The organism is Psychrobacillus sp. OK028 (assembly GCF_900103605.1).
Taxonomy (GTDB): domain Bacteria; phylum Bacillota; class Bacilli; order Bacillales_A; family Planococcaceae; genus Psychrobacillus.
This window is the reverse complement of record NZ_FNHY01000007.1, coordinates 83,178-99,708: the sequence shown is the minus strand read 5'-3', so window position 1 is coordinate 99,708 and position 16,531 is coordinate 83,178. Positions and strand designations below refer to the sequence as shown.

General features: G+C 37.5%; 11 protein-coding genes and 1 riboswitch. Of the genes, 6 read left to right on the top strand and 5 right to left on the bottom strand.

Annotated features, from left to right (window positions below; all coding sequences use genetic code 11):
* Positions 1 to 71: 71 nt before the first annotated feature.
* The 5 genes from BLR36_RS12760 to BLR36_RS12740 are packed head-to-tail and all read right to left on the bottom strand — an operon-like array spanning position 72 to position 5,088.
* Positions 72 to 677 carry an ABC transporter ATP-binding protein gene (locus BLR36_RS12760; protein WP_093062132.1) on the bottom strand — a complete coding sequence of 202 codons (606 nt, stop codon included), beginning with the start codon at positions 675 to 677 and terminating at the stop codon, positions 72 to 74.
* Positions 667 to 1,590 carry an ABC transporter ATP-binding protein gene (locus BLR36_RS12755; RefSeq protein WP_093062131.1) on the bottom strand — a complete coding sequence of 308 codons (924 nt, stop codon included), beginning with the start codon at positions 1,588 to 1,590 and terminating at the stop codon, positions 667 to 669. Before BLR36_RS12755 ends, BLR36_RS12760 begins: the two co-directional genes overlap by 11 nt.
* A 29-nt stretch (positions 1,591 to 1,619) precedes the next feature.
* Entirely contained in the window at positions 1,620 to 2,474 is an 855-nt protein-coding gene (locus tag BLR36_RS12750; RefSeq protein WP_093062130.1) for an ABC transporter permease, read from the bottom strand.
* Positions 2,471 to 3,472 carry an ABC transporter permease gene (locus BLR36_RS12745; protein WP_254771409.1) on the bottom strand — a complete coding sequence of 334 codons (1,002 nt, stop codon included), beginning with the start codon at positions 3,470 to 3,472 and terminating at the stop codon, positions 2,471 to 2,473. Before BLR36_RS12745 ends, BLR36_RS12750 begins: the two co-directional genes overlap by 4 nt.
* A gap of 2 nt (positions 3,473 to 3,474) precedes the next feature.
* Complete coding sequence (locus tag BLR36_RS12740; RefSeq protein ID WP_093062129.1) at positions 3,475 to 5,088, bottom strand: ABC transporter substrate-binding protein; 1,614 nt, start codon at positions 5,086 to 5,088, stop codon at positions 3,475 to 3,477.
* A gap of 1,272 nt (positions 5,089 to 6,360) precedes the next feature.
* Here BLR36_RS12740 and BLR36_RS12735 point away from each other — a divergent pair.
* From BLR36_RS12735 to BLR36_RS12710, 6 genes are all read left to right on the top strand, one after another.
* A complete protein-coding gene (locus tag BLR36_RS12735) occupies positions 6,361 to 7,632 on the top strand; it encodes a RidA family protein (protein ID WP_093062128.1) in 1,272 nt (423 codons plus the stop codon).
* A gap of 615 nt (positions 7,633 to 8,247) precedes the next feature.
* Positions 8,248 to 8,349, top strand: a riboswitch (purine riboswitch).
* Positions 8,350 to 8,469: 120 nt separating this feature from the next.
* Positions 8,470 to 9,621, top strand: coding sequence for a BMP family lipoprotein (locus BLR36_RS12730; protein ID WP_093062127.1), 1,152 nt, complete (start codon positions 8,470 to 8,472; stop codon positions 9,619 to 9,621).
* 115 nt (positions 9,622 to 9,736) lie between these two features.
* A complete protein-coding gene (locus tag BLR36_RS12725) occupies positions 9,737 to 11,269 on the top strand; it encodes an ABC transporter ATP-binding protein (RefSeq protein WP_093062126.1) in 1,533 nt (510 codons plus the stop codon).
* Positions 11,262 to 12,413, top strand: coding sequence for an ABC transporter permease (locus BLR36_RS12720; protein ID WP_093062125.1), 1,152 nt, complete (start codon positions 11,262 to 11,264; stop codon positions 12,411 to 12,413). Before BLR36_RS12725 ends, BLR36_RS12720 begins: the two co-directional genes overlap by 8 nt.
* Positions 12,414 to 13,373 carry an ABC transporter permease gene (locus tag BLR36_RS12715; protein ID WP_093062124.1) on the top strand — a complete coding sequence of 320 codons (960 nt, stop codon included), beginning with the start codon at positions 12,414 to 12,416 and terminating at the stop codon, positions 13,371 to 13,373.
* Positions 13,374 to 13,782: 409 nt separating this feature from the next.
* Positions 13,783 to 15,918 (top strand): transglycosylase domain-containing protein, encoded by a 2,136-nt coding sequence (locus BLR36_RS12710; protein ID WP_093062123.1) that lies wholly within the window; start codon positions 13,783 to 13,785, stop codon positions 15,916 to 15,918.
* The last annotated feature ends 613 nt before the right edge of the window (positions 15,919 to 16,531 follow it).

The following is a 16,531-nucleotide window of genomic DNA, read 5'->3' as shown; positions in this document are numbered from 1 at the left end:
AAAAAAGTGAAATCGCAATTCACGATTTCACTTTTTTCATTGATTGAGGCTATTTCTGTCCCAGCCTCTTTTTAATCGAATTCATTAAAATCAATCACACGATGACAAAGTCTTTGCATTAGCTTCGATTCATGCGTGACAACAAGTATGCCCATCTCTCTCTGTTTTGCGATTGACATGATTGCATGCCAAATTTGAGCCTGTGTGTTTGCATCGAGCATTGTCGTCATTTCATCTGCAATTAAAAAGCGAGTATTCGGTCCCAATGCTCTAGCTACACAAAAGCGTTGTAATTCGCCCCCAGATAGCTCGTGAGGCCAGCGTGTTAGCCACTCTTGCTCAATCCCTAATAAGTCTAATAATTCTTTATCTGGTTGATATCCCTCATTAAGAACCTTATGCATCTTCCATCTTGGATTAGTCGCTTTTTCAGGATGCTGGAGGACCATTTGAACAGGATGATACCCACTTTTCGGTAAAGGAGCACCATTAACATGTACGGTGCCTTCAACAGGTGACTCAAAACCCGCTAATATCCTGCAAAACGTAGTTTTTCCACGTCCACTTGGACCCGTAATTCCAACAATTTCTCCTGGTTCTAGCATGACATTGACCCTTTGGAATAACCATGGACCGTCTCCGTATCGGAATCCAACGTCCTTTGCTTCAAGTTGCATGAATACACCTCACCATTCCATCCCTTAGTTCTCGCATATCAGGTGGTGCTTGCTCGCATTCTGGCGTTGCTATTTCACAACGCGGTGCAAACAAACATCCCGGTGGCAATGAGCTTGGGTGTGGTTGCGAGCCTGGAATTGATATAAATTCATTTTGAGGTAAAGCTCTCCATAATGCTTTTGTATAAGGATGTCGTATAGCCTCTCCTTTTCCTACAAAGTCTTTTACAGATGCTATCTCTACCGTTGTTCCAGCATAAAATACAGCGATCTTATCAGTAATTTGAAGAGCCGACTCAATATCATGCGTGATTAACATGACTGCACATCCTTTATCGGCAAATTCCCTAAAGTTACTCAATGCTTCCTTTATTACAATCGGGTCGAGTCCTGGCGTAGGCTCGTCCGCAATAATTACTTTTGCGCCACTAACCATTGCAGTTGATAATAACGTCCTTCGCGCCATACCACCTGAGAGTTGAAATGGATACATACTTTCCACTTCTTTGCCAAGATGATACCGTTCAAAGACCTTACGTTGCGCTGATACAACATCCTCGCTATTAGAAGCCGTACGAACTTGGCTCCCCACACGCATAAGTGGGTCTAAAAAGTTAACTGATTGCGGAACGAGCGCCAGTTCCTTACCTCTTAATGTAGCTAGACGAGCAGCAGTTAGTTCCACACCTTTATACTTTATGGTGCCACTTATACTTGCGTTCCTGGGAAGAATTCCAAGAATGGCATGTGCAAGCAAACTTTTCCCCGATCCACTCGCACCAACAACAGCTAGAATTTCACCAGCTTCGAGCGTTACACTTAAACTTGATATAACTTTATGATTGATCTCTTTAAATCCATCTGTATATTGTTTAAAAGATACAGATAGATTTTCCACCTCAAGAATAGACATTCGTTCACCCCTCCTAATAGTATTCGTGACTAATCATGACTTCTAGTAGGATCCATGAGCACTCGTAAATTTTCCCCAATCTGATCAAACATTCGCACGACAATCAACAAACAAAGGCCTGGGAAGAAAGCAAGCCACCACATACCTGAAGATAAATACCTCATCGATTCCGATAAAATAATACCGATTGCCGGCTCATGTGGTGATAAACCTAAGCCTAAAAATGTCACTGCCGCTTCGTGTAAAATAACATGAGGGAAAAGTAACATAAAACCTATGAGAAGTTGCGGAACGATATGCGGAAGAATGTGATGTACAGCAATCCACCATTGGGATTTACCCATTTTCTGCGACACTTGAACAAATTCAGCCGAACGAATTTGCATCACCTCTGCCCGAATAACTCGCGCAAGACTCGGCCAATGCGTTAGCGTGAGTCCGATGACAATACCTTTAAACCCTCCTCCAAGAGTAAAAGCAATAAGAACGAGGGTCACAAGATGTGGCACACTTAGAAAGAGATCAATGATCCACGAAATAATTCGGTCAGCCATTTTCCCCATCGTCGCTGCAGCAATACCTAGTAATAGAGCAATTAAAGCACTTCCAATTGCTCCAATTAATCCTACTCCTATACTTAAAGCAAGCCCCATCACGGTTCTTGCAAACATATCTCGCCCTAACCAATCCGTACCAAAGAGATGCTCTAAGGATGGAGCCGAATTTCGTTCACTAAGATTTGTTACAATTCTCTCCTCATCCAGTAGAATACCGCCCAATATAACAGTGACTAAGAAAATAATAGAAATAATAATATTAAACAATGTTCGTTGCTTTCGATTTAGAGGAAATTTATTAATATTAATCTTTAGGCTAGGAATCATATCTTTCTCACCTCTCTTGTCCGTGGATCTAATACGCGATAGCTCAAATCCGCCAATAAATTGCCGACAAAAACAAAAATCGTACTAAATATTACTAGTCCTAATAAAAGGGGGACGTCCCCTCTAAGCCCTGCCTCTATAGTTGCTTGTCCTAAACCTGGATAAGAAAATACTTGTTCTGCCAGCACTGCTCCACCAAACAATTCACTAAAAGCAGCAAATTGTAATGTAATCGCAGGTAACGCAACATTACGTAATCCATGTCGCCAAAATAACGCGAAACCCTTTTCACCTCTTGCTCTAGCAAATAATACATAATCACTAGCCATGACAACAATCAGTTTTTGGCGCGTGTGTAGCGCTACATTAGCGACACCTAATATACTGAGCGTCAGTACCGGTAAAATAAGATGTTGTATTCGATCCATCAGGGTAACATCTTCTGAAAGCACTCCAGCAGGAACCCCCATTCCGATAGGGAACCATCCTAGCCATACGGAAAAAACCATTAGAACAAGGAGACCCATCCAGAAAGTAGGCGTTGAAGCTAATGTAAAACAGTACCACTTGATCATGCGGTCAATCCAAGTTCCCTTCTTCATCGCTGCTATAACACCCATCACAAAGCCAACTACACCTGATAATAGCCATGCTGATAACATAAGTGCTAAGGAATTGAAAAAACGTTCGCCAATAACTTCAATTACTGGTCGTCGAAAAATCATCGATGTGCCTAAATCGCCTGCAAGTACAGCTGAACCCCAGTTCAAAAATTGCACCATAACTGGCTGATCCAATCCCCAATACTCGGCTATCTTCTCTCGTTGTTCAGGACCTACCTTCAACATGTCTGCGCCAATATAGGCTTGAATTGGATCAATCGGAGAGTTTTTTACTAATAAAAATGAAATAAAACAAATGGCCACCAATAACGTGACCATTCTTACACCTTTCATCAATATAAATAATCCAAGCTTGCCACCATTAAATTTACGCATAGTTAGTTAGCCCATTTCCATTCCACAATATTATCTGTAGCTGGCCAACCATGCCCATGAACGTGGATTCTTTGATCTCCGATATCAAGTCCATCTTTCACTAAGTACAAGTGATCAATATTTACTAACCATGCCCATGGAGCATCACCTTTTGCACTTAAACCAGTTGTGCCATCCCACTGTGCTTTTTTCCAAAATTCATTGGCTTCTTCACTTGTAGCACTAAGCGCTTTTGCAAAATATTCATCAACCTTTTTATTTTGATAATAACCCGTATTGTAATACTCTATCCCTGCAGATTCACTACTATAGATATTGTACATTTCATGTGGGTCATGACTTCCCCAGCCCATTAGAACCGGATTTGAATACATTTTTTTAGCAATCATATCCCAGCTTCCGCCTTCTAACTTAATATTAATGCCTAGTGGTTTCAACATATCAGCAACAGAAATGGCCAAGGATTGTCTAATTGCGTCATTTGCTTGGTAATATAGCGTAAATTCCGCCTTTAAAGAACCCTTGTTTAGAATCCCATCTCCATCTGTATCTTTCCAGCCAGCTTCTTTCAATAGTTTCTTTGCACCTTCCAAATCACCATCCTTAATGACTGTATCAGGATTCCACCAAGGTAAGCCATCCACCGACGTATAAGCTGGGGTACCATGCCCCTCCAATACGCCTTCCACTAATGCTTGACGATCCACACCAATATTAATGGCATGACGAATTGCCGGATCAGCTGTTACATCATTCCCAATAGGTAAACCATCTTCTGTTACTCCCCCAGATTTTACAAACGGGAAGACAATTCCGCGATTATCTACTGTTTGTACCGATTCTAGTGTCATACCAGATACTTTCTGATTACTAAATGCCGCTGGTATATACGCAAGATCAACCGTACCTGCTTGTGCAGCGGCAAATGCTGCATCTTCATTTAAAAATAAGAACGTTATTTTTTTAAAAGCCGGCTGTTTATCATAGTATTGTGGATTAGCTTTTACAATCAGTTGCTGTCCCTTGTCCCATTGCACAAGCTCGAATGGTCCTGAACCTATAGGCTTCTCTGCATAGTCAGCACCATATGCATGTTTTGGGACAATACCTGTTGCCACTAAAGAATTAACAAATGTAGATTGTGGTTCTTTTAGTGTAAATTTCACTGTGTAGTTATCCACTGCTTCTACCTTTTTTATAGCATTAAGGTCTACAACAGACCCGTTATCTATAGTTGTTTCAAATGTAAATACAACATCGCTTGCCGTTAATGGTGCACCATCAGAGAAATTTACATCTTCACGTAGTTTCACTGTCCAAACCTTGCCATCTTCACTTACTTCATAGTTCGTCGCAAGATCATTGACAATATTCAGCTTATCATCTCTTTTTAGCAGCGTACTTTGGAATAATGGTGATCCATAACGCCCCCAACCCGTTGTTGGATCAAACCCAGCTTCTGGCTCAGAGTCAAAAGCCAACACAAGCTCGTCCTTATTTCTTTCATTATCTTTGTTGTTCTCACCTTTTGACTGATTATCGTTAGAAGAACTACACCCAGCCAACAGAAGAGAAGCGATTAGCGTAACAAAAGCTATCTGTTTAAATATTTTCATGAATTCACCTCATAATTATTTAAAAATCCCTACCGAAAAACCCCTTACTTCTGTCATGAAAAAAAGGGATAAATTGGAAGTTTCATATATCGAGCAAAAAAATAAATATGCTAAAAAATAAAATGTCCTTAATATTTCTCTTATTATGTTGATAGTAGAGGCATTATTAATTGTTTCTACATCGAAGATAAAATTTTAACAGGATGAAAGTGCGGAAGAGTTTGAATGGCGCAAAACTATAAATTAGTTTCAGACAAGAAGAATACGGATTACGTATCACTTTACGTCTATCCTATTCTAATAGTTAGACTAGTAGCTGGCAACTCTAATAACCACAAAAGAATGTAATAATTTTGTACAAAGATAAAACCTTAATAAAATGGGGTTTTTTAACTTCATCTTCAAAGGTAATGTTACTTTTATCACTACAAACTAATGCATTACTCTAATTTTATATAGTTTTAGTACTATATTTGTATTTAATAAATATTTAAATAATAATCCCTATTCTTTATTCAATATGAACATTAATGTGGATTTCATGTCTTAATATACGCAAATTTTCCGAGGGACTGCTTTTCAAGTTTGCTGTGTTTATATGGTTTTTTATATTTTTACGCAAAAAACTCACATTTAAATTTGGTCTATCTCCAAATACATTCGAGATAAAATCAATTAAAGGATTAAAAAAGCTAAGTGATAACCTGAAGCAATCCCTTAGTAAAAATTTTATGGAAAACGTAGAAGAGAGGGGAATGAAAAGAATAAGTTAAAAGACAATGAGTATGAACGGCGTGTCCTAAATTTAAAACGTTATTTTATTTTGACTTCACTTATAAAAAAGTCACCAATCGCAGCCCTTAACTTTTGTTGTCCAGAAACAATACTCAATTCAAAAGAACAATTCACAAGAAACATGTAGTCAAAACGAAGAAAGCCTGCTATAATAGCAACCGGAGTAACCACTCGAGGGTTCCTAACTCAAGTTTCGCAACAGAAATCAGGCATTAAAGCTTTGATATAACTAGGCCGCGAGTTAACCTTAATGCTTCAGCGGATACCATATATTGGAATGATTTCAGCATCGCAAGGGTCGTGTCGGTATTGAGCACAGCCCAAAGTTTGTTACGTTTTTATACATACACGATTCTCATGGCGAATCCGTTTTTCGTTTTGAAATCACGGAACCATGGTTAAGGCCAGTTTTTTCGGTGCATACTTGAGTTAATAAATATTTTTTTAAAAAAATTTAACTAAAAGGGGAATACTTTCATTAGCAGTTATAACGCAGTATCAGCAAAAAATACAGAAAATGCTCCAAACGGTAACGGTCTATATTCACAAACTGTAGCTTTCTCTCACTACAATAATTTTTCAGCTCAATTACCTATCGAACCGAACACTGGTAAATTAGTAGCTGGTGGTATAAAAGAGCAAGCTGAACAGTGCTTTAAAAATATCAAGGCAATTGTAGACAGCATCGATCATGTTATGAGCGATATCGTTCGAATCACGGTATTCGTTAAGGATATCAAGGATGTTGACGCTGTAGACGAAGTTTATAAAACATTCTTCCCAACCTACGTTCCTTCAAGAACAACAGTTGCAGTTGCAGCTTTGCCTATGGATGCTTTGGTGCAAATTGAAGCACTTGTGTCACACGGTGAAGGTTCAATTCCAAACGCACCCCAAGCAGGCGATCTCATCAAGCTTACAAATAACACATCGAACGCACCTACAAGTCCGCTATCTACACAAACTGTAGCATTCTCTCATTACAATTATCTATCAGCTCAATTGCCGATCGATCCAAAAACAGGCAGATTGGTAACTGGTGGAGTGAAAGAGCAGGCTGCACAGAGCTTGAAAAATATTAAGACAATTTTAGAAAGTATCGACGTTCCTTTTGACGATATTGTTAAAATGACGATCTTCCTTAAAGACCTTTCAGATGTTGAAGCGGTTAACGAAGTATATTCAACATTCTTCCCAGACTCTGCTATCGCTAGAGCCGTTGCCTATGTCCCTGCACGGACAGTAGTCGCAGCTTCAGCTCTACCGATGGATGCTTTGGTACAAATGGAAGCAGTCGTGTCACACGGAGATGGTACACCTCCACAAGAAATTGAAGACAGACATGGAATCGTTATTTGGGCAAACAACACTGACAATGCACCAAAGAGTTCTCTGTCTACACAAACTGTAGCGTTCTCTCATTACAATCACCTTTCAGGTCAATTACCTTTGGATCCAAAAACTGGCCAATTGGTAAATGGTGGTGTAAAAGAGCAAGCTGAACAGTGCTTGAAAAACGTTAAGGCAATTGTGGAAAGTATTGACCACGTAATGGACGATATCGTTAAAGTAAATATCTTCCTTACAAATATCGCGGATATAGATGCTGTAGACGAAGTTTACACAACATTCTTCCCAGGCGGTGTTCCTGCACGAAGAACAGTTGGGGTATCAGCTTTACCTGAAAATGCTTTAATCCAAATCGATGTTGTTGTATCAAATGCTGAAGGAACACCTCCAAAAGCATAACAGGCATTTGTTTGTAAATACAGGAACTCATAGTTACTTGATAATGCCGATAGATAATGCGAAATAAGCATATCCTATATTTAAAAAAAGGAGCTGTCTCAAATGAAAATTGAGACAGCTTCTGTTTTTTTACACCGTAGATGAAAAAGCATCGAGATTTTAGCCAATTATGGCAGAAATCTTGATGCTTTTTAGTTTCCGTGCATAACAACAAAATTAGGAAAGCATGTGAATTCTAATTTATTTTCTATGGTAACGTGGAGATAGACATTGGTAATTTGATTATCGGAATGGCCAATCTTATCAGTGCTTCACTAGCATCTGCAAGAAGCGATGTATGTTTAATGTCGTAAGTACTAGTTTCACCTAAGTAATTGTGGAGAATTTTTATAAAGAGAAATGCATGTTTGCATTACGATGAAGTAAATAACTAGTAGTAAAATTATAATAATTTAGAGCGGTTGTCCAAACTAGAGGAAGAATTCCCTTAATATTTATTCATAGTATTGCTTTTATTATAAATATTCATTAAATTCACGAACATTGTTAATTTTATTTATAAAAACGTTCGTGTTTTTATTGACGCTTAGAATTTCTGATGTTAATATGAGCTAGTAAAAATTAAATATTATTTCTCGTATAATATTGGGGATATGGCCCGAAAGTTTCTACCAAGCTACCGTAAATGGCTTGACTATGAGGTTGTGTATATATGGAGATAGTCTTATTCGCTGATTCCACTCCATTATCTACCTGCCCAAAGTCAAGCACCGGTTTAAATCGGTGCTTTTAATTTTTGCAAAAATGCACATACTTATAATGAGGAGGATAATTTCAATGAAGAAAAATACAAAGAAAATAGTAATGATATTATTTATTGCTTTAATGACTGCTATTTTGGCAGCCTGCGGTAATGACGCTAGTAAGGAAAATGAAGCTAAGTCTGGAACAGGTGAAGACGGACTAAAAATTGCCATTGTAACAAGCCCTTCTGGTGTTGATGATGGTAACTTTAATGAAGATAACTATAACGGTATTTTGAGCTTTATCGAAAATAATCCAACAGCAACAGTAAAGGCAGTTAAAGAACCAACAGGTGATCCTGCTGCTGCTGTACAAGCTGTTGCCGATATTGTGGCAGATTATGATGTAATTGTTACACCTGGTTTCCAATTTGCTGGGGTATCGAGCATCGCTGTAGAAAACCCTGATAAGATCTTTATCATGAATGACACTGAGCCAACTCCAGTGGATGGCCAAACTGAATTCGATAATGTCTATGCGATGAATTTCGCCGAACAAGAAAGTGGATTCTTTGCAGGGATTGCAGCAGCACTTGAAACAAAAACAAACAAAGTAGCGGTTGTAAATGGAATCGCTTATCCTTCAAATGTAAACTATCAATTTGGCTTTGAATCAGGCGTAAATTATGCCAATAAGGTTTTCGGAAAAAATGTTGAACTTGTCGAATTGTCCGGTTATGCAGGGACTGATGTAACGGGTGCTGATGTTGGTGGTAACTACGCAGGATCTTTTGCAGATGAAGCAACCGGTAAAGTAATCGGAAATGCATTGATTAAACAAGGTGCAGATATCATCTTTGTTGCTGCAGGTGGCACTGGTAATGGGGTATTCACAGCAGTCAAGGAAGCAAAGGACGACGTCAAAGTAATTGGTGTGGATGTTGACCAATATGATGACGGTGCGAATGGTTCTGAGAATATCGTGTTAACATCGGGTGTAAAATTCATGGCGATGAACATTGAAAAGGCATTGAATTCTGTTGTTGATGGAACCTTTAAAGGCGGAAATGTAATTCTTTATGCGGATACAGATTCGACTGGATTTATTAAAGAAGAAGGCCGTCATCAATTATCTGAGGATACGCTAAACAAATTGAATGACGCGTACGAGTTAGTGAAAGATGGCACGATCGTACCTGCATCTAATTTCAATGAGCACACTCCAGAAGAATTTCCAGGACTATAAGATGAATTAGAAACACAATGACAATAGAAGTTTATCGGTTCCCTACTACTTGAATGAGTAGGGAATGATGAACTTCTATTATTTTTCCTATTAGGGTGAGGAAGGAGATCAATCAATGTCTGATTATATCGTAGAAATGAAACATATAACTAAAAGTTTCCCTGGAATAGTAGCAAATGATGACGTATCCATTGGCATAAAAAAAGGAGAAATATTTGCCTTGCTTGGTGAGAATGGTGCAGGCAAATCTACATTGATGAGTATTCTGAGTGGGATGTACGAACCCGATGAAGGAGAAATCTATATTCGGGGTGAGAAGGTTCAGATTAGTTCACCGAACCATGCAGCAAACCTTAACATCGGAATGGTCCATCAGCATTTTAAGTTAGTCGAAGATTATACGATTACAGAGAATATTACTTTAGGAATTGAGCCAATTAAAAGATTTGCAGGACTCTTTCCATACGTAGATATTCGAAATGCTAATCGTAAAATTGAAGAATTGTCCAAAGACTTTGGTTTGGAAGTGGATCCTACAAAAAAAATTGCCGATCTTACGGTTTCCATGCAACAACGGGTGGAAATTTTAAAGGTACTTTATCGTGAAGCAGAAATTCTTATATTTGATGAACCAACGGCAGTTCTAACGCCACAAGAAATTGATTTCCTGCTCGGTATTATCGAAGGTTTACGAAACAGTGGTAAAACCATCATATTAATCACACATAAGTTAGAAGAAATCAAGAAAGTGGCCGATCGATGTGCAGTATTGAACAAAGGTAAACTAGTGGATGTGTTGGACGTAAAAACAACATCAGTCAACCTGATGGCTCAATTAATGGTGGGTAGAGAGGTAAGCTTTGAATCTGAAAAAGTACCTGCTCAGTTTAAAGAGGAAGTATTGAAGATAGAACATCTAACTGTAAAAAATGAAGACGGATTTGAAGTAGTCAAGGACGTTTCCTTTACGATCCGCAGTGGTGAAATATTTGCGATTGCGGGTGTTGCAGATAATGGTCAAGTGGAAATAGCAGATGCCATTGCCGGATTGACAAAGGTCAGCAACGGAAAAATATTCCTCGAAGGCAAGGACATTACGAACGAAAGTATAAGAAACCGGACAGAAATTGGCATTTCTTATATACCTGAAGATAGACAAAGCTATGGACTATTTTTGGATTTTGATTTATCAACCAATTTAGCATTAAAGCAGTACTATAAAGAGCCCTTTTCTAGTAAAGGAATTTTAAATAAAGATGTATTTGAGCAATTTGGCAGCAAGCTAATTGATCAATTTGATATTCGAAGTGGACAAGGTATTAAGACGCAAGTTCGTTCGATGAGTGGTGGTAACCAGCAAAAAGCAATTATTGCCCGTGAAATCGAATTACAATCCCCGCTCATGATTTTCGTTCAGCCAACACGAGGAGTAGATATTGGTGCGATTGAAAATATTCATAACATGATGATTCAACAACGGGATCAAGGAAAAGCGATCTTACTAGTTTCATTGGAGTTAGAAGAGATTATGAATGTAGCGGATACGATAGGCGTTATATATAATGGCCAACTTCAAAAAGTTGCAAGCAGTGAATCATTAACGACCAATGAAGTCGGTGAATATATGATGGGGGCAAAGCATGAATAAGGATAAAAAGAAAAAAAGCTTAAGTTATCGTCTGTTTTGGCCAATACGAAATGAAAAGTGGCAACCGATTTCAATCCCGGTAGCTTCTATACTAATCAGTTTTATTGCTGCAGCAATAGTGATACTTTTACTGGGCAAAAATCCGTTACAAGCCTTTTACAACTTGTTCCAAGGGGCTGGAATCTTTCCTAAGTCTTCTTATGCTGGCTATAAAAGCATACTGACTGATTTTTTGAGTTTGCTAAACGCCATGACGCCACTTGTGTTTGCCAGCTTGGCAGTGGCTGTTGCTCTTAGAGCGGGCCTGTTTAATATCGGCGTTTCCGGTCAAATGCTCGTCTCTGGTTTCTTAGCGACGGTCATTGTTGGTTATAGTGGGTTAGATGCTATCATTGCAAAACCGCTTGTGTTGTTGGTCGGTATTGTCGCTGGAGGCTTAATGGGCGGATTAGTAGGATGGTTAAAATATAGATTTAACATTCATGAAGTAGTATCTACAATTATGTTAAATTATATTGCCCAATATGTCATAAGCTTTTTTATTCAAATGTATTATGTTGATCCAGTTTCAAGGCAATCCAAATATATTTCAGAAGAAGCAAGATTGACGTTAGTGAATGTTGAGATCGCAAACTTGAAAATGGATATTCCATTGGGCTTTATTTTGGCAATCATTATCGCCATATTAATCAAGTTTCTCATGGACAAAACAGTAGTTGGTTTTGAAATCAAAGCAGTAGGTTCCAACCGCAAGGCGGCAAAATATACAGGAATAAATGTCGGAAGAAATACAGTCTTAGCCATGATTATCTCAGGAGGTTTGGCTGGTCTTGCAGGTGTTACGTATTATTTAGGTTATTTCTCTTCCATACAACCAAAAGTATTATCAAGTATCGGTTTTGACTCCATTGCGGTGGCACTATTAGGAAACGCTCATCCAATTGGGATTATTTTTTCATCTTTCTTAGTATCAATCATTGACCAAGGAAGTACGTATATGAGTTCACAGGCTGGGATCAGACAAGAAATTGCTTCTGTAATCATCGGTTTGATTCTATTGTTTAGTGCATGTGGTGCATATGTGAAGCATAAAGTCAGCCGTTTAAAGGAAAAAGAAGAGGATCGAAAGGACAGTGAATCATAAATGGATACGATTATTATTGATGGATTATCCTTTGCTCTGCCTCTTTTTATCATGGCAATAGGTGGTATATATAGTGAAAAAAGTGGTATTACCAATTTAGCACTTGAAGGGTTTCAAGGTTTCGGTGCATTCATCGGAGCGCTGTCAGCTGTGTTAATCGCAAACACTTCTGGAATAGATGTTGAAAATCTATTTTACGTTTCGTTCCTGTTTGCGATGATTGGCGGGATGGGCTTTTCCGTTATTCATGCTGTATTAAGTATTAAATTTAAGGCTAATCAAGTAATCAGTGGTGTTGTGATTAATATTTTGGCGTTAGCGTTAACGACTTTCTTAACAACACAAATAAATGCACTTGTATTTGGTGCGGCTTCGGACAAGTTTCGATTAGGTGTATCGGAGCGGTTTACGATTGAAGGTTTAGCCAATATACCAGTGATTGGAGCAATCTTTACGAATGTGTATCCGTTCGAAGTGATTATCGTTGTGATTGCCATTTTTGCTTGGTATCTTCTATATAAAACAAGATTCGGTATGCGCTTAAGAGCGAGTGGGGAAAATCCTCATTCGGTTGATGCGGCAGGTGTAAATGTATCGAAAATACGATTTTCTGCGGTTCTAATATCAGGTCTATTATCAGGTTTAGCAGGTATGTGCTTTGCCTATTCCATTTCAGCTAACTTTTCTTCGAATATTTATATGGGATATGGATTCTTGGCAATTGCAGCATTAATCTTCGGTAACTGGAAGATTCTACCTACTTTAGTCGCTTGTCTTATATTTGGTTTTGCAAAATCTGGGGGAACATTTATTGCTCAGGCAATGGCATTACCAAGTAGTTTCACTGATTTATTCATGATTTTACCGTATGTATTAACGTTATTGTTATTAGTCTTTTTCTCTAAATCAAATCGCGCTCCAAGAGCATTAGGTGAGATTTATGACAAAGGAAAGAGATAGATAAAAATTTTCATCATGTGGTGGTTTTCTGCATCCCCACTGATGGTTAGTTGAACCTTTGTATGTAAGGTAAAAGTGAATATCTAACATAAAGGACTATAATAGAGGCTTCTCATTAGTTGTGCAAACTTTTGGGAAGCTTCTTTTTCATTTCTATAACTGAGGGATATCCTGGTCGTCGTTCTGTTTTGGCAAAGATAAAGTACTGATCATTATAAGCATGGCTCAACTGTTTGTTTAGCTCCAATTCTAATGTTTTCCTTAAAATCATAAAATGGTAGGTTAGGTGGTTTACAAAAGAGAGGACAAAGTAGTGTATTACAAAGTCCCTATTGACTATGTATATTTCATAACTAACAATAATCTTTATGAAGAAGCTAAATTGTCGGACTAGAAGGTGGAACAAAACATGAGAAGAATGGAAAGAAGAAAGCAAAAAAAATTAAACGGGCAGATATGGAGTAAGTTTAAAGGTAAAAAAATAAAGGTGAAGATTTTAGTAGCGGGTTCAATATTGTTTTTATGCAGTTTGCTTCTATTAAATATTTTAATTTGGACAAGTGATGTCAGTAAACTAGAAGAGCCCACTCCACAGCCAACTATTATTTATGACCAAAATGGAGAGGTAGCTAGTAAGATAGAAGCTTCAAATATTGAAGGAGTTAGCATAGAAAAGATTCCAGAAAATCTTATTCATGCTGTAATTGCAACAGAAGATCAGCGATTTTACAAGCACGGGGGAATTAACTTTATAGCAATTTTTCGAGCATTGACTCAAAATATGATGAGTGGAGAAATTGTGGCAGGAGGAAGCACAATCACACAGCAGTTGGCGAAAAATGTATTTTTAACACAGGAACGTACATATACGAGAAAGTTTAAAGAACTTATTTTAACGAAAAAAATTGAACAAACATACTCCAAAGATGAAATTATGGAAAGATACTTAAACCAGATTTATTTTGGTGAAGGAGCATGGGGCGTACAACGTGCTTCACAGACGTATTTTGGCAAGGATGTTAGTAAGTTAACGCTAGGTGAGTCTGCTATGCTCGCTGGGTTGATTAAGGCTCCTTCCAATTTGTCACCATTTAAAGATATGAATAAAGCAGTTGAACGGAGAGATCTTGTTCTATCATTAATGGAAAAGGAAGACTACATTAGTCAAAAAGATGCCAAAAAGGCAAAAGAACTGTCTATAGTATTAGATGGCGAAATATTTGATGATTATAAAGGTAAATATCCATATTATGTGGACCATATTATGGAGGAAGCTATAAATAAATATGGTCTTACAGAAAATGAGGTTCTTGCGGGTGGACTTCATATTTATACAGAATTAAATCCTACAATACAAAATTCGGTTGAACAGGTATATATGGATGAGAAGATGTTTCCGGAAGGACAATCTGATCAGTTAATACAAAGTGGAGCAATCTTCATCAATCCTTCAACCGGCGGAATCAACGCACTTGTTGGAGGAAGAGGCGAACATACTTATAGAGGATTTAATCGAGCTACTCAACTAAAACGACAACCCGCTTCTACAATGAAACCATTAGCCGTATATACTCCTGCTTTGGAACAAGGGTATGAGATCAATGATATGTTACAAGATTCACCTATTAATATTGACGGATATCAACCAATGAACTATGACAAAAAATTCCATGGAGAAGTTACGATGTACGAAGCTTTGGTACACTCATATAACGTTCCATCGGTATGGCTATTGCAGAGAATGGGCTTGAAATACGGGATAAATGCAGTGGAGCGTTTCGGTATTAAATTAAAGGAAGAGGATCATAATCTAGGTTTAGCGCTTGGTGGTATGAATGAAGGAGTATCTCCTTTATTAATGGCTCAAGCGTTCTCCTCATTCCCTAATGATGGTGTAATGGTAGAAGCACACTCTATCCAAAAAATTGTAGACGCTGATGGCGAGATCATTGCTAAATGGGAAAATAATGCTACAAGCGTCACGAATCCTAAAGTCGCTCAGAATATCACCTATATGCTCAAAGGTGTTGTTGAAGAAGGTTCAGGAATGAATGCCCAAGTAGAGGGATGGGAAGTAGCTGGTAAAACGGGTACAACTGAGCTACCTTTTGCTACTGTAGGAGGAGCAAAGGATCATTGGTTTGTTGGATATACTCCACAAATTGTTGGGGCAGTTTGGATGGGATATGATAAAACAGATGAAAATCATTATTTGTTGGGAACTAGTGGATATACTGCCCCAAAGATTTTTAAAGAAATTTTCTCTGAGTCTATAACGGAATTTTCCCAAAAAGAATTTGACTTATCATTACTAGCCAAACAGCTAAAAGAACAGAGGAAAAAAGAAGAGGAAAAGAAAGAAAAGGAAAAAGATAAAGAGAAGAAAGAGAGGAAAGATAAAGAGAAGAAAGATAAGAAAGATAAAGAGAAGAAAGATAAGAAAGATAAAGAGAAGAAAGATAAGAAAGATAAAGAGAAGAAAGATAAGAAAAAAGAGAAAGATAAAGAAAAAGAGAAGAAAGAAAAAGATAAAGAAAAAGATTAATTTGAGAGGCATTGAGGATTCTGGAGAAACAATCATTATCTGTCTGCACGATCACGTCTTTTTATATCAAAACAAAAAGTAAGTACATTGATCTCTATTAATTAGTAACTAAAAGATATTAATCCCCAAATATATATAAGGGTTTGTATGTAAGGTAAAGTGAATGGATTATTGAAAAAGCATGTTTTGATCAATTCAAAACACGCTTTTTCTATTTGCTCCATTAAATGTTTTGATATCTATAGGATACTATCAAATGATTGAATATAGAGAATAATTAAACAACCGTTATATTGTTTTGGTAATTTTTACTTTATAGTCTTATTTGTAAAATAAAATGGATAATTTTATTAAATAAAAAGGATGAGAATACAAATGAAGTATCAGAGGGAACAAAAATGAAAGCGCAATCATTTTTTAAAAAAGAATTTTTTGGGCTGGTTTTATTATTTCACATATTGCAAAATTCTAAATATACGTAATGAAAGCTTCATCTTTTTTAATGAGAGTAACACAAAATGGTAACAATGCTTTGTTATATTCAAGGCAGGCAGAAGATGGTGCTGCCGAAAAATATTTGAGTAATAAATCTTACTCAGTAGAATAAGAGGTG